Here is a 23718-nt window from a genome sequence, read left to right as displayed (position 1 = left end):
CCTCTCATGGACATGAGCGCAGCGAACAGGAAGGGACTCAGTCTCTTCGCGCTGATCATGATCGGCATAGGCTCGATCTTCGGCTCCGGCTGGCTCTTCGGAGCGGGCACGGCGGCCCAGGTCGCGGGACCCGCGGCGCTCGTCGCCTGGGTCATCGGCGCCGTCTTCATCGGCATGATCGCCATGTCCTACGCCGAGGTGGGCGCCGCCTATCCGATCCCGGGCGGCATGGCCCGCTACGGCCACCTCTCGCACGGTCCGGTGCTGGGCTTCATCACCGGCTGGGCGGTGTGGATCGCCGTCGCCTCGCTGATCCCGATCGAGTCGATCGCCGCGACCCAGTACATGTCCTCGTGGAGCTTCGGCTGGGCCAAGGACCTGGTCGACGTCCAGTCCCACCAGCTGACCACCTTCGGCATGCTGGTGGCGCTGGCGCTGACCGTGCTGCTGTGGCTGTCCTGCTACTGGTCGGTCCAGCTGCTGGCCCGGATCAACGCGGGGCTGACCCTGGTCAAGTTCGCCATCCCGGTGCTCGCCGTGATCGCCCTGGTCGCCTCCGGGTTCCACACCGAGAACTTCACCGCGCACGGCGGCTTCGCGCCGAACGGCTGGTCCGCCGTCCTGACGGCCGTCACCACCTCCGGCGTGGTCTTCGCCTTCAACGGCTTCCAGGCCGTGGTCAACCTCGGCGGGGCCGCCAAGAACCCCGGCCGCGCCATCCCGATCGCCCTCGTCGGCGCGCTCTCGCTGGGCCTGGTCATCTACCTGGCCCTGCAGGCCGCCTTCCTGGGCGCCGTACCGCCCGAGCACCTCGCGCAGGCGGGCGGCTGGGCCGGAGTGAACTTCAACTCACCCTTCGCCGAACTCGCCAAGCTGCTGATGATCCACTGGGTCGTGGTGATGCTCCAGTTCGGCGCCTTCATCTCGCCCGCCGGTTCCAACATCGCCAACGTGGCCTCGGCCGCGTACATGGTGCAGAACCTCTCCGAGACCGGCTTCTTCCCCAAGAAGCTGAAGCAGACGCACCCCGTCTACGGCACCGCGCGGCCCGCGATGTGGCTGAACCTCGGCTTCTCCGTCCTGCTGCTGGTCACCGTCGGCCACAGCTGGAAGACCCTGGCCCCGATCATCTCGGCCGCCATGGTCATCTCGTACCTGATCGGCCCCGTCGCGGTCGGTGTCTTCCGGGTCACCAAGCCCGGCCTCAAGCGGCCCTTCCGGCTGCCGCTGGCGGCCGTACTGTGCCCGCTGACCTTCGTCTTCGCGGCCTGCGCGCTGTACTGGTCCAAGTGGCCGAACACCGGCATCGTGACCGCGCTGACCCTGGTCGCGGCCCCGGTCGCGGCGGTCGTCCTGGCCCGCAAGGGCGAGCGGGCCGGGACATCTGCACACCTCCTCCGGCAGTTCGCTCCGGCCTGGTGGATCGTCGTCTTCCTCGGCTGCCTGTCCCTGCTGTCCTACCTGGGCAGCACCGACTTCGGCGGCACCGGCCGGATCCCGGACGGCCTGGACATCGCCCTGGTCGCGGGCATGGCCGTCGCCGTCTATTACTGGGCCGTCCGGGCGGGCATCAAGGCCCACCGGGACGGGCTGCCGGGCCCCGACCCGGTGCTCGACGCGGATGCCGACGCCGACGCCACCGCGGAGCAGCCCGCGGGCACCGGCGAACGGGGACGTGAGCTGTCGCACGCCTGACCCTTCTGTGACCCGTTCGACGGCCGAGCCGTTCACCTCACCGCGTTAAGCTCGGCTGTCGGACTAATCCGAACAATCCACCTCTCCTGCCCCCTCCCACCCCACGAGCAGACAAGGGAGTCCGCCACCGTGGCCATCTCCGTCTTCGACCTTTTCTCCATCGGCATCGGCCCGTCCTCCTCCCACACGGTCGGCCCGATGCGCGCCGCACGCATGTTCGTGAACCGGCTGAAGAAGGACGGTGTCCTCGCCCAGACCGCCTCCGTACGGGCCGAGCTGTTCGGCTCGCTCGGCGCCACCGGGCACGGCCACGGCACCCCCAAGGCGGTCCTGCTGGGCCTGGAGGGCCACTCCCCCCGCTCCGTGAACGTGGAGACCGCCGACGCCGAGGTCGAGCGGATCCGCCAGAGCGGTCGGCTGCGCCTGCTGGGCGCGGAGATAGGCGATGGCCACGAGATCGCCTTCGACGAGCCGAACCAGCTGATCCTGCACCGCCGCCGGTCGCTGCCGTACCACGCGAACGGCATGACCCTCTTCGCCTACGACGACGCCGGCACCCCGCTGCTGGAGAAGACCTACTACTCGGTCGGCGGCGGCTTCGTCGTGGACGAGGACGCGGTCGGCGAGGACCGGATCAAGCTCGACGACACCGTGCTGAAGTACCCCTTCCGCTCCGGTGACGAGATGCTGCGCCTCGCGAAGGAGAGCGGCCTGTCGATCTCCTCGATGATGCTGGAGAACGAAAAGGCCTGGCGCACGGAGGAGGAGATCCGCGAGGGCCTCCTGGAGATCTGGCGGGTCATGCAGGCCTGCGTCGCGCGCGGCATGTCCCGCGAGGGCATCCTGCCGGGCGGTCTGCGGGTCAAGCGCCGCGCCGCGGGCACCGCCCGCCAGCTGCGCGCCGAGGGCGACCCGCAGGCGCACGCCATGGAGTGGGCGACGCTGTACGCGATGGCCGTCAACGAGGAGAACGCGGCGGGCGGCCGGGTCGTCACCGCCCCCACCAACGGCGCCGCGGGCATCATCCCGGCGGTCCTGCACTACTACATGAACTTCGTGCCGGGCGCGGACGAGGACGGCGTGGTCCGCTTCCTCCTCTCCGCGGGCGCCATCGGCATGCTGTTCAAGGAGAACGCCTCGATCTCCGGCGCCGAGGTCGGCTGCCAGGGCGAGGTCGGCTCGGCCTGCTCGATGGCGGCGGGCGCCCTCGCCGAGGTGCTGGGCGGCACCCCGGAGCAGGTGGAGAACGCGGCCGAGATCGGCATGGAGCACAACCTCGGCCTGACCTGTGACCCGGTCGGCGGTCTGGTGCAGATCCCGTGCATCGAGCGCAACGGCATGGCGGCCGTCAAGGCCGTCACGGCGGCGAAGATGGCGATGCGCGGCGACGGCACGCACAAGGTCTCCCTGGACAAGGTCATCAAGACCATGAAGGAGACCGGCGCCGACATGAAGGTCAAGTACAAGGAGACCGCGCGCGGCGGCCTCGCGGTCAACGTCATCGAGTGCTGACCTGACTCCGTAAGCGCGCCCGCACGTTCCGGGGCCCGGTCCGCCGACGCGGACCGGGCCCCGGCGCGTGCAACCGTCAGGCCGTATGGCGTGTCTTCCAAGGTGCCACTACTGTCCCCGGCATCCGAAGAATCGGGGGACGTCATGCTCCGCCACCTCATACGCTCCGTCCGCGACTCCGTCCACCACCGCCGGCGGCTGGCGGCCGTCACCGCGGGGGTCCTGCTCACCGCCGGATTCGGCCTCGCCGTACCGGCCTCGGCATCCGCCACGGCGACGCCGCTCGTGACCAATGCCCGCTGGGGCGGGCACTGCACCTACGACCGGATCGTCATCGACCTCCAGGGCTCCGTCCCCGGGGTCACCGTCACTCCCGTCTCCGAGCTGGTCTACGACGGCTCAGGCAAGCCGGTCCCGCTCGCCGGGTCGTACTTCCTGGAGATCCGGCTGCACCCGGCCGCCGCGCACGACGAGGCCGGGAACTCCGTCTACACCGGCCCCAGGCTGCAGAAGATCTACCTCTCCAAGCTCAAGGGCCTCGCCTTCACCGGCGACTTCGAGGGGTACGTCAGCTTCGGAGCGGCCTTCGACACCGCCCCGCAGTTCACGACGTCCACGCTCCACAGCCCGGAGCGCTATGTGGTCGACATCGCGCACCCGAACACCTGCTGACGGGCACTCAGGCAGCGAACGACGACGGCGGGACCGGGCGGCCGCGCCCGGTCCCGCCGTCGTCGCGCCTGGTCAGGTAGGGTCAACAGGCCTTGGTGTACGGGAAACCGGTGCGAAACCGGTGCGGCCCTCGCCACTGTGATCGGGAAGTCCGGCGCCACTCCTGCGGGAAGCCACTGGGCCGGACGGGAGACCGCACGGGCCGGGAAGGCGGCGCCAGGGCATCAGCACCCGTGAGCCAGGAGACCGACCGGGGTGCGTTGTTCCATCCACGAGGTGCTGGAGAGGTCTCCCTACACATGCACATAGCCGAGGGGTTCCTGCCCCCCTTGCACGCGGCCGCCTGGGGCGTCGCGTCCGCCCCCTTCGTCCTGCACGGAGTGCGCGCCCTGACCCGTGAGGTCAAGGCCCATCCGGAGAGCACCCTGCTGCTCGGGGCGTCCGGAGCGTTCACCTTCGTCCTGTCCGCCCTGAAGATCCCCTCGGTGACGGGCAGTTGCTCGCACCCCACCGGGACGGGGCTGGGCGCGATCCTGTTCCGGCCGCCGGTCATGGCGGTACTGGGCACGATCACCCTGCTGTTCCAGGCCCTGCTGCTGGCCCACGGCGGGCTGACCACGCTCGGCGCGAACGTCTTCTCGATGGCGATCGCGGGGCCCTGGGCCGGGTACGCCGCCTACCGGCTGCTGAAGCGGTTCGGCGCGCCCCTGATGGTCTCGGTCTTCTTCGGCGCGTTCTTCGCCGACCTGATCACCTACTGCGTGACCAGCGTGCAGCTCGCGCTGGCCTTCCCGGACCCGGCGTCCGGCTTCGTGGGCTCGCTCGTGAAGTTCGGCGGGATCTTCGCCGTCACCCAGATCCCCCTCGCCGTGAGCGAGGGCCTGCTCACGGTGCTCGTGATGCGGCTGCTGATGCAGTCGAGCAAGTCCGACCTGGTGCGCCTCGGCGTGGCCCGGCTGACCGGCGCCCGTACGGCCGGGAAGCGGGAGGCGGAGGTCCGATGACCAGGAACGCGAAGATCAACACCCTGCTGCTGCTCCTGGTGGCGGCGCTGGCGGTCCTGCCGGTCGCACTCGGCCTCGGCGAGGGCAAGGAGGAGCCGTTCACGGGAGCCGACGCGCAGGCGGAGACGGCGATCACCGAGCTGAAGCCGGACTACGAGCCGTGGTTCTCCCCGCTGTACGAGCCCCCGTCAGGGGAGATCGAGTCCGCGCTCTTCGCCCTCCAGGCGGCGCTCGGCGCGGGCGTCCTCGCCTACTACTTCGGGGTGCGGCGCGGGCGCCGGCAGGGCGAGGCCCTGGCGGCGGGAGCCACGGACACGGCGGACGCCGACCGGCCCGCCCGGGGCGCGTGAGCGGTGCTGCCCATCGACGCCGCGGCGCACAGCAGCCGCTGGCGCCGCCGACACCCCCTGGAGAAGGCCCTGCTGGGGCTCGGCCTGACCGTCACCGCGGTCTGCCTGCCGCCCTGGCCCGGCGGGCCGCTGGTGGCGGCGGCGACCCTCGCCGTGCTGCTGGGCCCGGCCGGGGTGGCCGGGCGGCAGCTGTGGCGGGCGTTCCGGCTCCCGCTCGGCTTCTGCTTCACCGGGGCGGCGCCGCTGCTCTTCGCGGTGGGCGGCCCGGCGGGGCTGGTGTCCCTGGCCCCCGACGGCCCCCGGCACGCGGCGGAGCTGCTGCTGCGCACCTCGGCCGCCTCGCTCGGCGTGCTGCTGTTCGCCTTCACCACCCCCGTCTCGGACGTCCTGCCGCGGCTGGTGCGGGCGGGGGTGCCGGCGCCCGTCGTGGACGTGGCGCTGGTCATGTACCGGATCGGGTTCCTGCTGCTGGACTCCCTGGCGAAGATCCGCCGCGCGCAGGCGGCCCGGCTGGGCCACACCAGCCGGGCGGCGGCGTGGCGCTCCGTGGCGGGTCTGGCCGCGACCGCCTTCGTCCGCGCCTTCGACCGCGCGTCCCGGCTCCAGAGCGGGCTGGCGGGGCGCGGCTACGACGGCACGCTGCGGGTGCTCGTACCGCGGTCCACCCTGTCCTGGCGGTTCCTGGCCGCGTCGGGCGCCCTGCTGGCCGCGCTGACCGCCGCCACCCTCACCCTGAAGGAGTTCGCGCTGTGAACGCACCGGTGGAACCGCTCGTCCGGCTGGCGGGCGCGGGCTACGCCTACGAGGACGGCCCCGCCGTCCTGTCCGGGGTGGACTTCGGGATCGCCCCGGGCCGGTCCCTGGCCCTGCTGGGCCGCAACGGCAGCGGCAAGACCACGCTGATGCGCCTCCTCAGCGGCGGCCTGCGGCCCGACACCGGCGAACTGCGCCTCGACGGGGCGGTGGTGAAGTACGACCGGGCCGGACTGACCCGGCTGCGCGGGGCCGTACAGCTGGTGGTCCAGGATCCCGACGACCAGCTCTTCGCGGCCTCCGTGGAACAGGACGTGTCCTTCGGCCCGATGAACCTGGGCCTGACCACCGGGGAGGTACGGGCCCGGGTCGACGCGGCGCTGACCGCCCTGGACATCACCGCCCTGCGGGACCGGCCGACGCACCTGCTGTCCTACGGCCAGCGCAAGCGGGCCGCGATCGCGGGAGCCGTGGCGATGGCGCCCCGGGTGCTGATCCTGGACGAGCCGACGGCCGGCCTCGACCCCGACGGCCAGGAACGGCTCCTGGACGTCCTGGCGGGCCTGCGCGCCGCCGGGACCACGGTGGTGATGGCCACGCACGACGTGGACCTCGCCGTACGGTGGGCCGACGACGCGGCGGTCCTGACCCCCGACGGCATCCGCCTCGGCCCGGCGCAGACCCTCCTCGCGGACCCCGCGCTGCTCGCCTCGGCGGGCCTGCGCGCGGCCTGGTCCCCCGCGGTGACGGCCGTCCTGCGCGCCCACGCCCTGCTCCCGCCGGACGCCCCGGGTCCGAAGACCCCGGAAGCCCTGGCCGCCTGGCGGTGACCGCGGCCCGCGGGGGCGCGGCGGCGCCCGCGGGGCGTATCTAGGATGGCCGCATGTCGCTGCCGCATGCCATCCTCACCGCGCTGCTGGAGAAGCCCTCGTCGGGGCTGGAGCTGACGCGGCGGTTCGACAGGTCGATCGGGTACTTCTGGTCGGCCACGCACCAGCAGATCTACCGCGAGCTGGGGCGGCTGGAGGAGGGCGGGCTGATCCGGGCGCTGCCCGGCGAGCAGCCCGTACGGGGACAGCGCAAGGAGTACGAGGTCCTGCCCGCCGGGAGCGCCGAACTGGCGCGCTGGGTCGGGGAGAGCCAGGATCCCAGGCCCGTCCGGGATCCGCTGCTGCTGCGCGTCCGGGCGGCCGGGGTCGTCGGGGTGCGCGGGCTGGGGCCGGAGCTGCGGCGCCATCTGGAGCTGCACCGGGCGCAGTTGGCGGAGTACGAGGCCATCGAGGAGCGGGACTTCCCGCCGGGCCGGGACTCCGACGAGGACCGGCTGCGGCGGCTCGTGCTGCACGGCGGGCTCGGTCTGGAGACGTTCTGGCTGCGCTGGCTGGAGGAGGCCGTGGCCGAGGTCGAGCGGCTGGAGGAGCGGGCGGGCGGCTGACGCGCCTGGGCCCCGGCAGGGGGCGCAGGCGCGTGCGGGACCGCTCGGTCCGGGACGGCTCGTCCGGGACTACTTGTTCAGGGAGGCCCAGAACTCGTCGAAGCTCATGCGACCGTCGCCGTTGGCGTCCTTGCTCGCGATGATCGCGTCGGCGACCGCTCCGGTGACGTACGCGTCGCCCATCGCCTTCATGGCCGCGCTGTACTCGTCGGCCGTGACGAATCCGTCGCCGTCCGCGTCGAAGCGGCCGAACGTCTCGCGCGCGCTCTCGATGTCCGCCATGGGTCCACCCCTTCTTGGTGCTTGTTGACCGGCTCAGGGTAGCGGCCCCGGGAGCGGTCTCCCGCCGGGGGGCCCGATCGAGCGGTCGATAGAAATGCGATTACCCCGGAGTAAGGCGGAAGCAACAATTCCAGCCAACAAATCGGACCCCCACTTGTCACGCTCCGGGATCACGGCATAACGTACCGACATTGCCGCCACACCAGGAGCGCAGGGCTCCCAGGGACAAGCGGCAACAAGGGCGATCACACACAGGTGACGATCACAGTTGACGCATCATTCGAAGTTCTGCCCTTCACCCGTGCCTGCCGCCACATCTGGGAAGACGGCGACCATGTGCTCATTGGCGTGAGTCCTGGTAACAGTTACTTCACCGCCGAGCGCATCACCAGCCTCTCCCAGTGGGCCACGACCCGCTTCGCACAGGTCGACTTCGTGTACGCAGACCTCCACGTGGACCGGATGTTCGCCGCGTTCGGTTACACCCAGGAGCACGCGGAGAAGCGTGCCACGAAGGAGATCAAAGCGGTCCGGCGGCGGATCTTGAAAGGCGTCGGGGAATCAGGGCCCCAGGACGCCGAGATCCGGGTGAGGGCACTCTCCGAATTCCAGGGCAACCCGGTCTACGAGCTGCTGCACCGACGCGTGCTGCACTTTCTGGAAACAGACGATGAATTCCGCAAGGGGTGCGAGGAAATGGCACTCCACTTCGTGGGATCCAAGCTCGCCGAAGGCGAATCCATCACCGACGAGCAGCTGCGGGTCTGTTTCGACTACATGGCCGCGGAACTGCCGTTCTTCCTCGACACCCCGAGCATTCTCGGAGTGCCGTCCTCCGTCGCGGCCTACCACGTCAAGATGCCGCTGACCGATGTCCTCTACGCACGCGGCGGGGGCCTGCGCGCGACCCGCAACCAGGCGTACGCCGTCGTCCGGCCCGAGGCCGTCGCACAGACGAACACGAACACGAACACCGCACCAGCCGAAAGGACCGTCGATGAGCGTCGAGCAGCTTGAGGGCAAGGAAGGCCGGGAGGGCGCCCGGGAGGGCGGGGAGCCCCTCCTCGACTTCCCCCTCTCCCGGCGCGGCGACGTGCTGCCCGAGGAGTGCACCTGGCTGCGCGAGAAGGCCCCGGTCGCCCGGGTCCGTACCCTCACGGGCGACCCGGCCTGGCTGGTGAGCAGCTACGCGCTGGCCAAGCAGGTGCTGGAGGACGAGCGCTTCAGCCTCAAGGACACCGCGAACGCCGGGGTCCCCCGCCAGTACGCGTTGACGATCCCCCCCGAGGTCGTCAACAACATGGGCAACATCAACAGCGCCGGGCTTCGCAACGCCGTGATGAAGGCGCTCAACCCGCGCCAGAAGGGGCTCCAGGACTGGCTGGCCGCCAAGGCCGGCGAGCTGATCGACCGGCTCGTCGCCGAGGGCGGTCCGGCGGACCTCCGGGCGGGGTTCGCCGACCCCTTCTCGGCGGCGCTGCACTGCCAGGTGCTGGGCGTGCCCTTCGAGGACTGGCGGCGGCTGATGTCGGGGCTGGACGTCGCGTTCATGACCGCGCGCGAACCCTTCGCCGACTCGTCCCTCAACTGGTACAAGGACGTCGGGTACTTCTCCGACGCGCTGCGGGCACAGCTGGCGCTGCCCGCCGAGGAGCGTACGGGGCTGCTCGGAAAGTTCGCGGAGCTGAAGGAGGCCGACCCCGAGTCGGCGCACCTGACCGACGACATGTTCGCGACGGTCGCCGTCTCGCTCTTCGGCGCGGGCGCGGTCTCCACCTCGGCGTTCCTGGTGCTCGCGGTCCTCGCGCTGCTCCAGAAGCCCGAGCTGATCGGGTACCTGCGCGCCCACCCGGAGCGCATGGGCAAGGCCGTCGACGAGCTGCTGCGCTGGAACCTGTCCGTCGGTGACGGCCTGCCGCGGATCGCGATGGCGGACATCCAGGTCGGGGACGTGCTGGTGAAGGAGGGCGAGCTGGTCCTCGTGCTCCTCGAAGGGGCGAACTTCGACCCGGCGGCCTTCGAGCGCCCGGACGAGCTGGACCTGGAGCGCCCCGCCCCGAACGCCAACCTGGCGTTCGGCGCGGGGCGGCACTTCTGCCCGGCGTCGGCGCTGGGCCGCGCGCACGCCGAGATCGCGCTGTCCGTGCTGGTCGACCGGCTGCCGGAGCTGCGGCTCGCGGTGCCGGCCGAGAACCTGGTGTGGCGCACGGGCTTCATCAAGCGGCTTCCGGAGCGGCTCCCGGTCGCCTGGTAGCGCCACCGCGCGGGGCGGTGCCCCGGGGGTCGGCGGACCCCCGGGGCACCGTCACATCACCTCGCGCGCACCCGTATCAGCGGAAGATGCCGGTGTGGCCGAGCGAGTAGCGGCCGGGCTGCGGGTAGACGGCGAGGCCGTGCGGTCCGTTGCCCACGGGGATCTTGGCGAGTTCCTTGCCGCTGGCCGTGTCGATCGCGTAGACCTCGGAGTTGTAGCGGCCCGAGAGCCACAGCACCTTGCCGTCGGCGGAGACGCCGCCCATGTCGGGGCTGCCGCCGTCGGGCAGGTCCCACTTCTTGGTGAGCCGGTTCTGCTTGAAGTCGAAGACCGAGATGCTGCCTTCGCCCCGGTTGGAGATGTACATCTCCCGGGAGTCACGGCTCACGTACAGGCCGTGGCAGCCCTTTCCGGTGGGGAGCAGCTTGGGGGTGTCGAAGGCGTCCCCGCTGAGCACCCACATGCCGTGCGCCATCATGTCCGCGACGTAGAAGGTCTTTCCGTCCGGGGAGACCTTGACGTCCTGCGGCATCGCGCCCTCGAATGGCAGTTTCTGCTGCCCGATGACCTCCATCTTCTCGGTGTCGACCTTGAGGAGTTCACCGGAGAACTCGCAGGAGACGATGAAGTACCGGCCGTCCGCGGAGAAGTCCGCGTGATTGACGCCGAAGCAGGTCACGGGGACGGTTTTGACGCGGTCCATGGTGTGCGGATCGCGGAAGACCAGCTCCTTGTCCATGGAGGCCATGACGATCGCGTACTTGCCGTTCGGCGTGAAGTAGAGGTTGTAGGGGTCGTGCACCTCGACGGGCGGGCCCGCTTCTCCGGTGGCGGGGTTGATCGGGGTGAGCGTGTGCCCGCGGTTGTTGTTCACCCACAGGGTCTTCATGTCCCAGGAGGGCACGACGTGCTGCGGCTGGACGCCGACCGGGATGGTCTCGACCACCTTGTACGTCGCCGGGTCGATGACGGACACCGTGTTGGAGCCGGTGTTCGGCACGTAGATCCGGGACGGGAAGTTCTTGACCACGGGCGAGAGCTGGTTCGGCCGGTCGGCCGCGTACACGTCGTCGGGCGCGAGCAGGGGTGGCATGCCCGCCAGCCCCGGCGGAGCGGCCGGGACGGCCTTCACGGGCCGGGCGGGGCCGTCGGAGCCGAGCGCCTCGGGCTTGCCCTTGTCGGCCGCTCCGCAGCCTGCGAGGGCGGCGAGGACCAGTCCGGCGAGCAGCACGGTGGCCTTCCGGGGAAGGCGGTTGGTCGTCATGAGGTCAGCAGCTCCGTGGTGGTCACCGCGCGCAGTTTGCGGCGCGCGAGGTCTTCGAGGAGGGGCGGCATCGCGTCGACCGTGTCCGCGTAGCCGAAGTGCAGGCTCACCACCGATCCGCCGAGGATCGGCCCGGTGACGTTGCGGATGACGGCCGCGGCGCCGGGTGAGGTGAAGTCGAGGGAGTCCACGTCGTACGAGAGGACGTGCGGGTAGCCCGCCCGCTGGGCCAGGGTGCGCACCAGGGGGCTGGCGTACTGGGTCTGGGAGGGGCGGAACCAGGTGCCGATGGACCCGGTGAGCCGCTTGAGGCGCTCCGCGCACCCGGTGATCTCGGCGAGGGCCTCCGCCTCGGGCAGGGTGTTGATCGCGAGGTGGCGCTGGGTGTGGTTGCCGAGCTCGTGGCCTCCGTCCAGGATCCGTCGGGCCATGTCCGGGTGGGCGTCGAGCCAGGTGCCGATGGCGAGTACGGTCACCCGCGCCCCGGCCTTCTCCGCCTCGGCGAGGACCGCGCGGGCGATGGCGGGATCCCCGTTCCCGTGGAAGGTGAGCGCCACCTTGGGGCTGTCCCGGGCCCCGTGGCCGATCTCGACGGGCTGTCCGGCGAAGCGGCGGGGGGCGGGTGCCGCGGCGGGCGCGGCGGCCCGCCGGGTGGCGGGGGGCGGGGCCGCGGGCGGAGCGGCGGAGCGGCCCGTCCCGCAGGCGGCGGTGAGGGCCCCGGCGGCGACCGCCGCTCCGGCGCGCAGGGCCGTACGACGGTCTGGATAACAGAGCACCTGCCCATTTAAGGGGTGGTTGGCCCTGAAGGTAACGATTGACCCAACTCGGGACGTTGGTCAGAGGGACCCGGAGAGCCGTCTGTCCACTATCTGATCAACGATTTACGCATGGCGTTCAATATCTATTCACTGATTGCGAGGCGAGTGGCCCACCTCACCTAGGATTTAGGTGGAAAGTCTTAGGATATGCACACTTATGTCCGACTTGGGACTTTTGGCGTTCGGGCCCTCATCTGCCATAGTCGGAACCACGACTTCCCCCTTGACCCGAGCGAAGTCACAGCCGAGGATCACACCCCCTTCGATCCTCGGCTCACCCATGAAGCCCCCGAGGCGCCGCACGACGGCGACAGGGGGCTTCTGCGTTCCCGGGCCGGGCGCCGTGTCAGCGGTCGGAGACCCTCATCTCGAACCAGGTGGTCTTGCCCCTGGGTAAGAGGTCCGCACCCCAGCGGTCCGAAAGCTTGTCGACCAGGAACAGCCCGCGGCCCGTGGTGTCCATCTCGTGGACCGGCATCAGACAGGGCAGCCCGCGCGAGGGGTCGCGCACCTCGATCCGGATCCAGCCGCGACGGCGCAGCATCCGCAGCCCGAAGGAACGGGCCCCGGTGTGCCGGACCGCGTTGCCGACGAGTTCCGAGACGAGCAGGACGGCGTGCTCGGCGGTCAACGGGGACAGTCCCCAATGCCGGGCAGCCACGCACTGGGTGAGCCTGCGGGCGATGGCCGCTGACTCGGGGAGCGACGGCAGGGTCACCTCCCCGTCGGCCGGGCTGCCGTACAACTCCACGGCTTTGAGGCCCTGTTCGTCCTCAAGAGCCGCCGTCGACCGTACGGCGGAAGCGCTGCTGCGCTGCCGCGGCTGTTCCACACCCTCCAGGCCCGCCATGCACCCATCATGAAGGGCCGGGCCGCCTCCCGGAGTGGTTCCGCGCGAAAACGCCCCCTCGGAATGCTTCATTCCGGGAGGCGTCCCGTCATATGCCGAAGGCAATCGGAGGGCCGCCACACCCCCTCCACCTGCGATGACTCACCGCTGCGAGATCATCACCCACAGTGGATCTCCACACGCTCTTAAGGTTCCCTTAAGGCCTGGCTAATCCACCCGCAGGGAGGACGCCGCGCCGACGCCCCTGCACTCAGAGGAACTTGGCCTTGCCCGGGCCCTCCTCGACGAAGCTGCGCATGCCGCGCTCGCGGTCCTCGGTCGCGAACAGGCCCGCGAACCAGTTGCGTTCGATGGCGAGCCCGGTGTCGATGTCCGCCTCCAGACCCGCGTCCACGCACTCCTTGGCGGCGCGCAGGGCGATCGCCGGACCCTGCGCGAGCTTCGCGGCCCAGGCGTGCGCCTGCTCGTACACCTCGGCGGCGGGCACCACCCGGTCCACCAGGCCCAGGGCCAGGGCCTCTTCGGCCTTCACCATCCGGCCGGTGAAGATCAGGTCCTTCGCCTTGGACGGACCGATCAGCCGGGACAGCCGCTGGGTGCCGCCCGCGCCCGGGATCAGGCCGAGCAGGATCTCGGGCTGGCCGAGCTTGGCGTTGTCGGCGGCGATCCGGTAGTCCGCGCACAGCGCCAGTTCGCAGCCGCCGCCCAGCGCGTAGCCGGTGACGGCCGCGACCACGGGCTTGGGGATCCGCGCGACGGCGGTGAAGGCGTCCTGCAGGCCGCGGGACCGGGCGATCATCGCCGCGTGGTCCATCACCTGCATCTCCTTGATGTCCGCGCCCGCCGCGAACACCTTCTCGCCGCCGTAGAGGATCACCGCGCGGACGTCGGAGCGGTCCGTCGCCTCGGTCGCCAGCTCGCGCAGGCGGTCCTGGGTGGCGATGTCCAGGGCGTTCATGGGCGGACGGTCCAGGCGGATGGTACCGACGCCTGCCGAGACTTCGAGAGTGATGGTCATACGGGGAAGGTTAGCGGGGGTTAACCACGAGTGGCCCGGTGCTGTGGGTCACAGCACCGGGCCACCTGGACTACGTACGAGTGCGCCTGCGCGCTACTTGATCCACTCCGCCCAGTCCATGTTCCAGCCGTTGAGGCCGTTGTCCGGGGCGATCTGCTTGTCCTTCGAGTTCTTCACGATGACCACGTCGCCGATCAGCGACTCGTTGTAGAACCAGGCGGCGGGCTGGTCGTCGTCGCCCGCGCCGCGGGCGTCCTTCAGGCCGACGCAGCCGTGGCTGACGTTGTCCGAGCCGAAGGTGTCGTCGGACGCCCAGTAGTTGCCGTGCACGAAGGTGCCGGAGTTCGACAGCCGCATCGCGTGCGGGACGTCGGAGATGTCGTACTCGCCGCCGAAGCCGACGGTGGCGCCGTTCATGCGCGTCACCTTGTACTTCTCGCTGATGACCATCTGTCCGTTGTACGTGGTCGTCGCCGGGGCGCCCGCGGTGATCGGGATGTCCCTCAGGACGGCGTTGTCGCGGACCACCTGCATCTGGTGCGCGCTCGCGTCGACGGTGGTGACCTGGGAGCGGCCGACCTTGAAGGTGACGGTGCGGGTCTGCTTGCCGTAGACGCCGGGGCGGCCCTCGACGCCGTCCAGGGCGATCTTCACGGTGACCTTGGTGCCAGCAGCCCAGTACTTCTCGGGGCGGAAGTCGAGCCGGTCGTTGCCGAACCAGTGGCCCTCGACCGGGACCGACGGCTCGGCGGTCACGATGATGGCCTTCTCCACGGCCTCCGGATTGGTGATCCCGCGGCTGAAGTTGATCGAGACCGGCATGCCCACGCCGACGGTGTCGCCGTCCTCGGGGATGTAGTGGCCGACGAACGTGTTGGTGGGGGTGAGCGTCGTGAAGGTGATGTCCTTCGCGGACTCGCGCCCGGAGGCGTCCTTGGCGACCGCGTGCACCTTGTACTCGGTGGCGGAGCCGAGGTTGCGGGCGGGCTCCCAGGTGGCGCCGTCGGCGGCCAGCTTGCCCTCGACCGCGTTGCCCTTCGTATCGGCGACCGTCACCGTGGTGAGCTTGCCGCCGGTGCTGGTTATCTTCAGGACGCCGCTCGTCGCGACCTCCTTGGCACCGTCGTCCGGCTTTATGGTGACCATCGCCTGGGACGCCTCGGTACCGGCCTTGGCGGCCTTGGCGCCGCCGCCCTTGCCGTTGTCCCCGCCGCCGGCTCCGCCGTTGTCGGCCGCGCCGCTGCACCCGGTGGTGAGCAGCAGGGCCGCTCCGAGCAGCAGGGCGGGCAGCCCGGTGCGGAAGCGGCCGCGAATCGGCTGCAGGTTCACTCTTGTTCTCCCCCGTGTCCCCCGCGCGCGGACAGTCGCGCGCATGGCGAAATGGAATCACACGCCGGGATCACGAACGGAAACGGATGTGTCACCGTTCCGTCCCAAGAGCCTGTGAACAGGGGAAAGAGGTGGGGTTGCGGGCAGGGGCGGGGGCAGAAGCGGAGCCAGGGGCTCAGTCGTCGGTTCCGGGCTTGGTGCCCCAGACATAGACGGCGTCGCCCTCGGTCAGCAGGTCCCACAGCCGGGCCGCGTCGGGGACGGCCAGGTTCACGCAGCCGGCCGACCCGCTGTAGCTGTAGAGGTTCCCGCGGTGGCCGTGGATGGCCTGGCCCTCGTCGAAGAACTGGGAGTACGGCATGGGGGCGTTGTCGTACAGGTCGGAGTAGTGGTCCTCGTCGCGCCAGTACACCTCGTGCCAGCCGGGCCGGGTCTCCAATGTGTCGCGGCCGGTACGGATCGGGACGGGCGCGAAGACGACCTTGGCGTCGCGCTGGACCCACAGCAGCTGGCGGTCCATGTCCACGCAGGTGACGCGGTACGTGCGGACCGGGCAGCGGCCCTGCGCGTTGGGGTTGGCGCGGGCCTGTACGGCGATCATCGTGCGGTAGGTCCCGAGGTTCGCGTAGCCCCAGGCGGGGCGCAGGCCCTGGGCGCTCTGGAAGCCGCGGATGGCCACGCAGTCCGCCTCGCTCTGGACTCCGTCGACCGGGCGGCGCAGGTACGCCTCCAGCTCGCGCTGGTAGGGGCCGGTCCCGGCGTTACAGGGGGTCTCGGGCGCGGCCCGGGAGACCGGGGCCGCGGCGCGCGGCCCGTCCGGGGGCCGCTCCGGGCCCGGGGGCCGGGCCTGGCCGGTCAGGGCCAGTACCGCGGCCAGTGCGGCCGCTCCGCGTATCGCGCCTGTGGCCATGCCCGCCTCCTGACAACGGCGCCCGCCGACCGGGCCGCCGCTGTCAGCTAAGCCGCGCGCGGCGTCCCCGGCGCGCGCGGGTGCGCCGATGCGGTGACAAGGTCACCCCACCGGCGCACCCGGGAGACACCGCGCCGTCGCGTCGGGTCAGCCGCGCGGGCCCCTCGGGGACCGGTCGTCGTCCGTGCCCTTGCCCTCGTGGTCGCGCTCGTTGGTCAGCCGCTGGACGTACACCCGGTTCGGGGTCTTCGGGTCCAGGTGCAGCGGTCCGGTCACCCGGTTCTTCGGGAGCACGTACCCCTCGGGGACGTCCGTCTCCACGAGGTAGTAGTGGCCCTCGGGCAGCCGCGGGAACTCACAGATCCCCTTGCCGTCGGTGGCGCAGCCGTCGGCGACCTTCTCGTCGGCGTTGATGCCGCGCATCTGCAGGCCCTCGGTGTTGTTGGTCTCCTTCCAGACCTCGAACACCGCGCCGCGCAGCGGCCGCTGGGTCTTCTTGTCCAGCTTGACGACCTTGATCGCGCCGGTGAAGTCGTCGGGCTTCTTCTGGTTCGGGACGTTGACGACGATGCCGTCCTTGACGTCCCCCTCGTCGAGGGCGAACTCGGTGACCGGGTCGGCGGGGCGCTCGTAGCCCTCGGGGGTCGCGGTCTCGCGCCAGTAGTACGTGGCGCCGACGGGCAGCTCGACGGTGCAGCTACCCTGGGCGTCGGTCACGCACTCACCGGGCAGCTTGGTGTCGGGAGCGGTGCCCGGCCCGCCGGTGGTCTGCAGGCGCGGGACGTGGTTGGTCTCCTTCCACAGCTCGAAGTGCGCGCCGCGCAGCGGTGCGCCGGAGTCCTTGTCGGTCTTCCACAGCACCACCTTGGCGGTGCCGGGCGGGACCGGTTCCTTCTCGTTGACCGCCGTGACCCGGACGCCTTCCTCCGCGTTCTGCGCGGTCAGCCGCACCGTGTGGACCGGGTTCGCGGGCAGCAGGTACCCGGTCGGCGGGGCGGTCTCGCGCCAGTAGTACGTGCCCAGCGGGCCGGTGAAGTCGCACAGCCCGGTGGCCGTGGTCGTGCAGTCCTTGACCTTGGTGTCGGCGTCCGGGCCGGTGAACTGCGGGCCCGTCCTGCCGTTGGTCTCGTGCCACAGCTCGAAGGCCGCGCCGGGCAGGGGCCTGCCCTCGGCGTCCTGCTTCAGGACGGAGGTCTTGCCGCTGACCACCGGGGGCGCGCAGTCCGGCAGGTCGCCGTTGAAGGGGTAGGCGTGGAACTCCTGGCCGCCGCCCCCGCCCTGGATGCCGGTGTGGGTGAGGTTGCCGGTGGTGAAGAAGCGGCCGTTCATGCCGGGCAGGGTGACCGAGGTGCCGGAGGCCTGCGCGCCGACCAGCACGCTGCCCTGGAACTGGCCGGTGCCGTTGAGGTGGAGGGTGGTGGCGTCCGGGAAGTTCCACAGCAGCCGGGTGCGCAGCGCGTTCCACGGGTCGGCGCCCGGGCCGGTGTCGTTGATGGTGCCGTTGGAGATGTTGACGGTGCGGGTCGTGCCGTAGACGTTGACCAGCACGGTGGCGCCCGCCGGGATCCGCGCGAAGCGGATGGTGACCTGCCCGTTGTTGCGCCCGACCAGGTCGGAGTCCACCTCGAAGACCTGGAGCGGGGAGGCGTTGTCCCCGGTGAAGGTGACGGTGCCGAACTCGTTGACGACGGTGCCGGTCACCGGGCGGTGCGCGCCGCCGGGGTGCGCGTAGCAGGTGCTGGCGGCGGTGAGCCGGTCGCGCAGCGGGGTGTAGGGGACCGCGGCGTTCGCGTCGTGGACCAGGGGGCCGGTGACGGTGCCGGGGCCGGGGGCGGTGCCCGCGTGCCGGACCACCCCGCCGTCGGAGATCAGCCGCTCGCCGGCGGCGATGTGCACGTCCTTGCCGGTGGTCAGGAAGTCGGCGCCGACCGGCGGGGGGACCAGGGAGCCGGCGCCGACGATGCCGATGTTGTAGGCGCTGCTGGCCCCGGCCACCTTGTCCTGGTCGAAGGTGCCGAGGACGACGACCCGGCCCTCGGCCTCGGCGGCGCGCTCGCGGACCTGGAAGTCGCCGCCGACGAAGATGTTGACGCCGTTGTCGCGGCCCTTGGGGATCCCGTCGAAGCCGATCTGCGGGTACGGGTCGGGGCAGTCCCCCGGTACGCAGGGACCGAGTCCGCCCGGCAGCGGTGCCCGCACGGCGGCGGCCGCCGGTCGCTCGCCCGCGGCGCCGCCGGAGCTGCCGGAGCCGCCGGGGCCCGCCGCCAGGGCGGTGGGCGCCCCGGTGGCCAGTACGGCCCCGATCGCGAGCCCGAGGGTCCACTTCCTTGCTGACATGACGCTCCGTCCGTTGCCTGCCGCTGTCGGCGCTGTGTGCGCTGACAGGCTGGCCGCAGGCTCCGGCGAGCCGGGCGGAACGACACCCCTCACCGGGTCATTCCGGTGCGACAATCACTCGATCGGGCCGTCGTCGGCCGAGTGCGGAGCCTCAGCCGAGTGCGGAGCCCTTGACCCAGTCCGGCCAGGAGAGGTTCCAGCCGCTCAGCCCGTTGTCCGCGGCGACGGTCTTGTCCTGGGAGTTCACGATCTCGACGACGTCCCCGACCAGCGACCGGTCGAAGAACCAGCCCGCCGGGGTGTCCGAGCCGCCGCCCCTGTTGTCGCGCAGGCCGATGCACCCGTGGCTGGTGTTGGTGGCGCCGAAGGTGTCGGGGCTGGCCCAGTAGTTCCCGTGCAGGAAGGTGCCGGAGGCGGTGAGCCGCATGGCGTGCGGAACGTCGGGGATGTCGTACTCGCCGCCGAAGCCGACGGTCTGGCCGTTCATCCGGGTCACGTCGAACATCTCGCTGACCACCATCTTGCCGTTGTAGGTGGTGTGTTTGGGCGCCCCGGCGCTGATCGGGATGGTGGAGAGCAGCTGGCCGTCGCGGCGGACCTCCATGGTGTGGGCGGCCGCGTCGACGGTGGAGACCTGACGGCGGCCGACGGTGAAGCGGACGGTCTTGCTCTGGACCCCGTAGGAGCCGGGCGCGCCCTCGACGTCACGGAGCTTCATGTCCACGGTGACCTCGGTGCCGGGCTTCCAGTACTCCTTGGGCCGGAAGTCGATCCGCTCGTTCCCGAACCAGTGCCCGGTGACCTCCACGGCGGGGTCGGAGGTGATGGTGATGGCCCGTTCGACCTCGGCGCGGTTCTTGATGGGGAGGTTGAAGTTGAAGGAGACGATCATGCCGGTGCCGACGGTGGAGCGGTTCTCGGGCTTGAAGTAGCCGATGAACCGTTCCTCGGGGACGTAGGTGGTGAAGCTTGTGTGCCGCGCCTGGCGGCGGTTGTGGCCGTCGACGGCGACGGCGTCCACCGTGTACTTGGCGGCGAGCGAGAGCCGTCCGGCCGCCGCGTCGGGGTGCCAGCTGAGGCCGTCGGGGTCGATCGACCCGGGTACCTGTTCCTCCTGCGCGTCCTCCACCTTGGTGACCACGACCCGCTCCAGGCGGCCCTCCGGCACGTGCACGGTCAGCGGCCCTTCGGCCGGTACGCCCTTGGCGTTGTCCTCCGGGGTGACCCGGATGGCCTCCTGGGGCGACCGGGCTTTCCCGGGGAGCTGGATCTCCACCGGTGATCCGCCGCCCGCGGTGCATCCGACCGGTCCGCCCATCAGGCCCGCCCACGCCACCACGGCGGCCATGCCCGCCCGTGCCCGCCTCTTCACAAGTCTCACGGTGCGTCCAACGACCGCGCCGTCCAGGGGAAACGTGAGTGCGGCCCAGGTTCCGGGCAGAACAGTGGGAAGGACCGGACGGGGGCGGGCCCTGGCAGGGACGCCGGGGCCCCCTTCCCTCCCCCGCAGGTACCCAGGAGCCGTGGAGGCGGGCAGTGACGAGCGCAGCCGAGGACGAGGCGGTGGAATCCGTTCCGCACGCCCCGGACAGGACCGACGGGCGGCCGGACGGCCGGGTGGGCGGACTTCCCGACGGCCGGGTCAACGGCCAGGTCAAGGACCAGGTCAGGAGCCAGGCCGACGAGCAGGTGAGCAGTGCGGTCGCGGGTCCGGTACGGACCTCCGCGCCGCCGGGTCCCGCCGTGTGGCCGGGCTCCTCGCACCCCCTGGGAGCCCGCTACCGGGCCGGCCCCGACGGGGTCGAGGGCACCAACTTCGCGCTCTGGGCACAGGGCGCGGAGTCGGTGGAGCTGTGCCTGTTCGAGGAGGGCGGCGCCGAGACCCGGTGCACGCTGGCGGAGTTGACGCACGAGATCTGGCACGGTTTCGTGCCGGGCGTACGCCCGGGGCAGCGGTACGGCTTCCGGGTGCACGGCCGGTGGGACCCGTGGACGGGCGCGCGGTACAACCCGGCGAAGCTGCTGCTGGATCCGTACGCCCGGGCCGTGGACGGCGACTTCACGCTGCCGCCGGAGGTGTACGGGCACGTCCGGGACTGGCCGCAGCAGTACATCGCGGACACCGTGCGCGACGACCGGGACTCGGCGCCCTTCGTGCCGAAGGGGGTGGTCGTCCACGATGACGACGACTGGGCGGACGACGTGCGGCCCAAGACCCCGTGGGCGGACTCCGTCATCTACGAGCTGCACGTGCGCGGGTTCACCATGCGCCACCCGGGGATCCCCGAGGAACTGCGCGGCACCTACGCGGGGCTGGCCCATCCGGCGGCGCTGGAGCACCTGAAGCGGCTCGGGGTGACGGCGGTGGAGCTGCTGCCGGTGCACCAGTTCGCGCACGAGGACCACCTGCTGCGCCGCGGGCTGCGCAACTACTGGGGCTACAACTCGGTCGGCTACTTCGCCCCGCACGCCGGGTACTCCGCCTCCGGCACGGCCGGGCAGCAGGTCGGCGAGTTCAAGCGGATGGTGAATGCGCTGCACGCGGCGGGGATCGAGGTGATCCTCGACGTGGTCTACAACCACACCGCGGAGGCGGGCGAGCTGGGTCCGACCCTCTCGCTGCGCGGGATCGACAACCGGGGCTACTACCGGCTGCAGAACGACCAGCGGCGCTACGCCGACTACACCGGCTGCGGCAACACCCTGCACGCCGGGCGCCCGCACGTGCTGCGGCTGATCACCGACTCGCTGCGGTACTGGGTGACGGAGATGGGGGTGGACGGCTTCCGCTTCGACCTGGCGGCGGCGCTGGCCCGCTCCATGCACGACGTGGACATGCTCTCGCCGTTCCTCGCGGTGATCGCGCAGGATCCGGTGCTGCGGCGGGTGAAGCTGATCGCGGAGCCGTGGGACGTGGGCTCGGGGGGCTACCAGGTGGGCGCCTTCCCGCCGCTGTGGACCGAGTGGAACGACCGGTACCGGGACGCGGTCCGCGATTTCTGGCGGGGCGCGCTGCCCGACGTACGGGACCTGGGGTACCGGCTGTCGGGGTCCAGCGACCTGTACGCGTGGGGCGGGCGGCGCCCGTACGCCTCGGTGAACTTCGTGACCGCGCACGACGGTTTCACCCTGCGCGACCTGGTCTCCTACGAGCGCAAGCACAACGAGGCGAACGGCGAGGCGGGCCGGGACGGGACCAATGACAACCGGTCGTGGAACGGCGGGGTGGAGGGGGACCCGCCCGAGGGCACGGATCCGCGGATCGCGGCGCTGCGGCGGCGCCAGCTGCGCAACCTGCTGACCACGCTGCTGCTGTCGACGGGGGTGCCGATGCTGGTGGCGGGCGACGAGTTCGGCCGGACCCAGGGCGGCAACAACAACGCGTACTGCCAGGACAACGAGACGGGGTGGGTGGACTGGTCGTTGCTGGAGGACCCTGCCTGGCGGGAACTGTTCGCGCTGACCGCCCGGCTGGTGCGGCTGCGCCAGGCGCATCCGGTGCTGCGGCGGCGGGCGTTCTTCTCGGGGCGGGCCGAGGGCGCGGACGGGCTGCGGGACCTGGCGTGGTTCACCCCGGGCGGCGCGGAGATGACCGAGCAGGACTGGTACGCGCCCGCGGCCGCGCTGGGGCTGTACCTGTCGGGCCGTGACATCCCCGGGCGGGACGAGCGGGGCCGTCCGGTGACGGACGACAGCTTCCTCGCGCTGCTGCACGCCGGGGACCGGCCGGTGGCATGGGCGCTGCCGGGGGCGCCGTGGGCGGCGGAGTACGAGGTGGTGCTGGACACCTCGCGGGAGGACCAGGAGGCGGCGCCCGGGGTGCGGTACCGGGGCGGGCGGACGATGACGGTCCCGGCGCGGTCGGTGGTGCTGCTGCGGGTGGTGGCCTGAGGTCGCCTGAGGTCGTCTCCCGGGCCCGCGGCCCTGCGATGATGTGCCGTCGTACACGCGTGCGCCTGGACACGCGTGCCAACGGGGTCGTCGAAGGGGCTGTGCGGATGGCGAGTGTCAAGGCCGCGCTACGCGAGTTGCGCGGGGCGCAGAAGTCGGCGAAGGGGGTGTCGCTGTACTCGCGCTTCGTGAACCGGCCGGCCGGGCGGTTCCTGGCCGCCGGCTCGTACGCGCTCGGGCTGAGCCCGAATCAGGTGACGCTGGTCAGCGCCGCCTTCAGCTTCGCCGCCGTGGCCGCCGTGGCGCTGAGCGGGCCCTCGTGGGCGCTCGGCATCGCGGTGTGGGCGGCGCTCGCCGTCGGCTTCGCCTTCGACTCGGCGGACGGGCAGCTCGCCCGGCTGCGGGGCGGTGGCAGCGCGGCGGGCGAATGGCTCGACCACGTCGTGGACTGCGCGAAGCTGACGGCGCTGCACACCTGCGTGCTGATCGCCTTCCACCGCTTCCCCGAGGCCTACGGGACCACCGGGGACGGCTGGCTGCTGGTGCCGCTGGGCTTCCAGTTCGCGGCGGTGGTGACCTTCTTCGGCGGGCTGCTGACCGAGAAGCTCAAGCCCGGGCCCGCTCCGGGGAGCCCCGCCGCCGCGCCCTCCACCGTGCGCGCGATCGCGCTGCTGCCGGTGGACTACGGGGTGTTCTGCCTGGTGTTCCTGCTGCTGGGCGGCGGGGAGCTGTTCCGGTGGGCCTACGCGGGTCTCGGCGCGGTGGCCGCGCTGTTCCTGCTGGCGTTCCTCGCGAAGTGGTTCCGCGAACTCAGCGCAGTTCCACGCTGACCGGGGCGCCCGCGGGTGCGGCGAGCGCGTCCAGGGCCCGGCGCAGCTGGGTGCTGGACGTGTGCACGGTGTAGGGGAAGTAGACGACGTCGACCCCGACGGCGGCGAAGTCCTGTTCCAGGCGCAGGCCCTTGGGCGTGCCCCGCCAGTCGTCGCCCTTGAAGATGACGTCGAACCGGACCTGCTTCCAGGTCTCCACCTTGTCGGGAACGGTCTCGACGAAAGCGGCGTCGACGTACTTCACGCTGCGGACGATTTCCAGCCGCTCGACGAGCGGAATCATCGGGCGGCGCCCCTTGGCCAGTTCCGCCATCTCGTCGGAGACCACTCCGGCCACCAGGTAGTCGCACTGACTACGGGCGTGCCGGAGGATGTTGAGGTGCCCGATGTGGAACAGGTCGTAGGCGCCCGGCGCATAGCCGACCCGATACGGCCTGCGTGCGGGCACGCCCGGTCCGGACATGTCCTGCTGCGTCATCTGTTACCCCCCAGAGGCCGCGCCCCCCGGCGCGGC

At 71.4% G+C, this 23718-nt stretch carries 22 protein-coding genes and 1 riboswitch; of the genes, 12 read left to right on the top strand and 10 right to left on the bottom strand.

What is annotated here, in order from left to right:
* The first annotated feature begins 6 nt into the window (after positions 1-6).
* The 8 genes from OHS33_RS25595 to OHS33_RS25560 all read left to right on the top strand — a co-directional run bounded on the left by OHS33_RS25595 (position 7) and on the right by OHS33_RS25560 (position 7421).
* Positions 7-1695: an APC family permease gene (locus tag OHS33_RS25595; protein ID WP_330332754.1), complete on the top strand. Its 1689-nt coding sequence runs from the start codon at positions 7-9 to the stop codon at positions 1693-1695.
* Between the two features lie 129 nt (positions 1696-1824).
* Positions 1825-3207 carry an L-serine ammonia-lyase gene (locus OHS33_RS25590; protein ID WP_330332753.1) on the top strand — a complete coding sequence of 461 codons (1383 nt, stop codon included), beginning with the start codon at positions 1825-1827 and terminating at the stop codon, positions 3205-3207.
* Positions 3208-3351: 144 nt separating this feature from the next.
* The gene (locus tag OHS33_RS25585; RefSeq protein WP_330332752.1) at positions 3352-3879 is read left to right on the top strand and encodes an AMIN-like domain-containing (lipo)protein; all 528 of its coding nucleotides are present in this window, start codon (positions 3352-3354) and stop codon (positions 3877-3879) included.
* Between the two features lie 76 nt (positions 3880-3955).
* Positions 3956-4148, top strand: a riboswitch (cobalamin riboswitch).
* 30 nt (positions 4149-4178) lie between these two features.
* Complete coding sequence (locus OHS33_RS25580) at positions 4179-4883, top strand: energy-coupling factor ABC transporter permease (protein ID WP_330332751.1); 705 nt, start codon at positions 4179-4181, stop codon at positions 4881-4883.
* Positions 4880-5233: an energy-coupling factor ABC transporter substrate-binding protein gene (locus OHS33_RS25575; protein WP_330332750.1), complete on the top strand. Its 354-nt coding sequence runs from the start codon at positions 4880-4882 to the stop codon at positions 5231-5233. Before OHS33_RS25580 ends, OHS33_RS25575 begins: the two co-directional genes overlap by 4 nt.
* A 3-nt stretch (positions 5234-5236) precedes the next feature.
* Positions 5237-5986: a cobalt ECF transporter T component CbiQ gene (cbiQ, locus tag OHS33_RS25570; RefSeq protein WP_330332749.1), complete on the top strand. Its 750-nt coding sequence runs from the start codon at positions 5237-5239 to the stop codon at positions 5984-5986.
* Positions 5983-6816: an energy-coupling factor ABC transporter ATP-binding protein gene (locus OHS33_RS25565; protein WP_330332748.1), complete on the top strand. Its 834-nt coding sequence runs from the start codon at positions 5983-5985 to the stop codon at positions 6814-6816. Before cbiQ ends, OHS33_RS25565 begins: the two co-directional genes overlap by 4 nt.
* Positions 6817-6869: 53 nt before the next feature.
* On the top strand, positions 6870-7421 hold the full coding sequence (locus tag OHS33_RS25560) for a PadR family transcriptional regulator (RefSeq protein WP_330332747.1): 552 nt from the start codon (positions 6870-6872) through the stop codon (positions 7419-7421).
* Positions 7422-7490: 69 nt separating this feature from the next.
* Here OHS33_RS25560 and OHS33_RS25555 read toward each other — a convergent pair whose 3' ends face one another.
* Positions 7491-7703, bottom strand: a complete 213-nt coding sequence (locus OHS33_RS25555; RefSeq protein ID WP_330332746.1) for an EF-hand domain-containing protein — start codon at positions 7701-7703, stop codon at positions 7491-7493.
* Positions 7704-7958: 255 nt separating this feature from the next.
* Here OHS33_RS25555 and OHS33_RS25550 point away from each other — a divergent pair, with 255 nt between their 5' ends.
* Both OHS33_RS25550 and OHS33_RS25545 read left to right on the top strand, forming a co-directional pair.
* Complete coding sequence (locus tag OHS33_RS25550) at positions 7959-8720, top strand: tRNA-dependent cyclodipeptide synthase (RefSeq protein WP_330332745.1); 762 nt, start codon at positions 7959-7961, stop codon at positions 8718-8720.
* Positions 8701-9957: a cytochrome P450 gene (locus tag OHS33_RS25545; RefSeq protein ID WP_330332744.1), complete on the top strand. Its 1257-nt coding sequence runs from the start codon at positions 8701-8703 to the stop codon at positions 9955-9957. The genes OHS33_RS25550 and OHS33_RS25545 overlap by 20 nt, the downstream gene beginning before the upstream one ends.
* Before the next feature lie 76 nt (positions 9958-10033).
* Here the strand turns inward: OHS33_RS25545 and OHS33_RS25540 are convergent, their stop codons facing one another.
* The 8 genes from OHS33_RS25540 to OHS33_RS25505 all read right to left on the bottom strand — a co-directional run bounded on the left by OHS33_RS25540 (position 10034) and on the right by OHS33_RS25505 (position 19831).
* On the bottom strand, positions 10034-11221 hold the full coding sequence (locus OHS33_RS25540; RefSeq protein ID WP_330332743.1) for a YncE family protein: 1188 nt from the start codon (positions 11219-11221) through the stop codon (positions 10034-10036).
* The gene (locus tag OHS33_RS25535; RefSeq protein WP_330332742.1) at positions 11218-11997 is read right to left on the bottom strand and encodes a polysaccharide deacetylase family protein; all 780 of its coding nucleotides are present in this window, start codon (positions 11995-11997) and stop codon (positions 11218-11220) included. Before OHS33_RS25535 ends, OHS33_RS25540 begins: the two co-directional genes overlap by 4 nt.
* Positions 11998-12385: 388 nt before the next feature.
* The gene (locus OHS33_RS25530) at positions 12386-12889 is read right to left on the bottom strand and encodes an ATP-binding protein (RefSeq protein WP_330332741.1); all 504 of its coding nucleotides are present in this window, start codon (positions 12887-12889) and stop codon (positions 12386-12388) included.
* 250 nt (positions 12890-13139) lie between these two features.
* Positions 13140-13907: an enoyl-CoA hydratase/isomerase family protein gene (locus OHS33_RS25525; protein ID WP_330332740.1), complete on the bottom strand. Its 768-nt coding sequence runs from the start codon at positions 13905-13907 to the stop codon at positions 13140-13142.
* Between the two features lie 93 nt (positions 13908-14000).
* Complete coding sequence (locus OHS33_RS25520) at positions 14001-15230, bottom strand: L,D-transpeptidase (protein WP_330335200.1); 1230 nt, start codon at positions 15228-15230, stop codon at positions 14001-14003.
* A gap of 181 nt (positions 15231-15411) precedes the next feature.
* Positions 15412-16146 (bottom strand): L,D-transpeptidase, encoded by a 735-nt coding sequence (locus OHS33_RS25515; protein WP_330332739.1) that lies wholly within the window; start codon positions 16144-16146, stop codon positions 15412-15414.
* A gap of 147 nt (positions 16147-16293) precedes the next feature.
* Positions 16294-18483, bottom strand: coding sequence for a choice-of-anchor A family protein (locus OHS33_RS25510; RefSeq protein WP_330332738.1), 2190 nt, complete (start codon positions 18481-18483; stop codon positions 16294-16296).
* A gap of 151 nt (positions 18484-18634) precedes the next feature.
* Positions 18635-19831: a L,D-transpeptidase gene (locus tag OHS33_RS25505; RefSeq protein ID WP_443065468.1), complete on the bottom strand. Its 1197-nt coding sequence runs from the start codon at positions 19829-19831 to the stop codon at positions 18635-18637.
* Between the two features lie 341 nt (positions 19832-20172).
* On the opposite strand from OHS33_RS25505, the gene glgX reads away from it, so the two are divergent.
* Both glgX and OHS33_RS25495 read left to right on the top strand, forming a co-directional pair.
* Positions 20173-22374: a glycogen debranching protein GlgX gene (gene glgX, locus OHS33_RS25500; protein WP_330335199.1), complete on the top strand. Its 2202-nt coding sequence runs from the start codon at positions 20173-20175 to the stop codon at positions 22372-22374.
* 107 nt (positions 22375-22481) lie between these two features.
* Positions 22482-23204 carry a CDP-alcohol phosphatidyltransferase family protein gene (locus tag OHS33_RS25495; RefSeq protein WP_330332736.1) on the top strand — a complete coding sequence of 241 codons (723 nt, stop codon included), beginning with the start codon at positions 22482-22484 and terminating at the stop codon, positions 23202-23204.
* On the opposite strand, the gene OHS33_RS25490 is transcribed toward OHS33_RS25495, so the two are convergent.
* Entirely contained in the window at positions 23185-23682 is a 498-nt protein-coding gene (locus OHS33_RS25490) for an adenylyltransferase/cytidyltransferase family protein (RefSeq protein WP_330332735.1), read from the bottom strand. The genes OHS33_RS25495 and OHS33_RS25490 overlap by 20 nt on opposite strands.
* Between the last annotated feature and the right edge of the window lie 36 nt (positions 23683-23718).

The sequence above is a fragment of the Streptomyces sp. NBC_00536 genome (genome assembly GCF_036346295.1).
Taxonomy (GTDB): domain Bacteria; phylum Actinomycetota; class Actinomycetes; order Streptomycetales; family Streptomycetaceae; genus Streptomyces.
The sequence above is the reverse complement of the archived record's forward strand: the minus strand, read 5'-3'. Positions and strand labels throughout refer to the sequence as shown.

Excerpts from the sequence above, each read along its gene's own strand:
- OHS33_RS25575 (WP_330332750.1), top strand. The coding sequence starts at position 4,880 with ATGACCAGGAACGCGAAGATCAACACCCTGCTGCTGCTCCTGGTGGCG.
- OHS33_RS25580 (WP_330332751.1), top strand. The coding sequence starts at position 4,179 with ATGCACATAGCCGAGGGGTTCCTGCCCCCCTTGCACGCGGCCGCCTGG.
- OHS33_RS25495 (WP_330332736.1), top strand. The coding sequence starts at position 22,482 with ATGGCGAGTGTCAAGGCCGCGCTACGCGAGTTGCGCGGGGCGCAGAAG.
- OHS33_RS25525 (WP_330332740.1), bottom strand. The coding sequence starts at position 13,907 with ATGACCATCACTCTCGAAGTCTCGGCAGGCGTCGGTACCATCCGCCTG.
- OHS33_RS25545 (WP_330332744.1), top strand. The coding sequence starts at position 8,701 with ATGAGCGTCGAGCAGCTTGAGGGCAAGGAAGGCCGGGAGGGCGCCCGG.
- OHS33_RS25505 (WP_443065468.1), bottom strand. The coding sequence starts at position 19,831 with ATGGCCGCCGTGGTGGCGTGGGCGGGCCTGATGGGCGGACCGGTCGGA.
- OHS33_RS25530 (WP_330332741.1), bottom strand. The coding sequence starts at position 12,889 with ATGGCGGGCCTGGAGGGTGTGGAACAGCCGCGGCAGCGCAGCAGCGCT.
- OHS33_RS25595 (WP_330332754.1), top strand. The coding sequence starts at position 7 with ATGGACATGAGCGCAGCGAACAGGAAGGGACTCAGTCTCTTCGCGCTG.
- OHS33_RS25555 (WP_330332746.1), bottom strand. The coding sequence starts at position 7,703 with ATGGCGGACATCGAGAGCGCGCGCGAGACGTTCGGCCGCTTCGACGCG.
- OHS33_RS25585 (WP_330332752.1), top strand. The coding sequence starts at position 3,352 with ATGCTCCGCCACCTCATACGCTCCGTCCGCGACTCCGTCCACCACCGC.
- OHS33_RS25540 (WP_330332743.1), bottom strand. The coding sequence starts at position 11,221 with ATGACGACCAACCGCCTTCCCCGGAAGGCCACCGTGCTGCTCGCCGGA.
- OHS33_RS25515 (WP_330332739.1), bottom strand. The coding sequence starts at position 16,146 with ATGGCCACAGGCGCGATACGCGGAGCGGCCGCACTGGCCGCGGTACTG.
- OHS33_RS25560 (WP_330332747.1), top strand. The coding sequence starts at position 6,870 with ATGTCGCTGCCGCATGCCATCCTCACCGCGCTGCTGGAGAAGCCCTCG.
- OHS33_RS25510 (WP_330332738.1), bottom strand. The coding sequence starts at position 18,483 with ATGTCAGCAAGGAAGTGGACCCTCGGGCTCGCGATCGGGGCCGTACTG.
- OHS33_RS25490 (WP_330332735.1), bottom strand. The coding sequence starts at position 23,682 with ATGACGCAGCAGGACATGTCCGGACCGGGCGTGCCCGCACGCAGGCCG.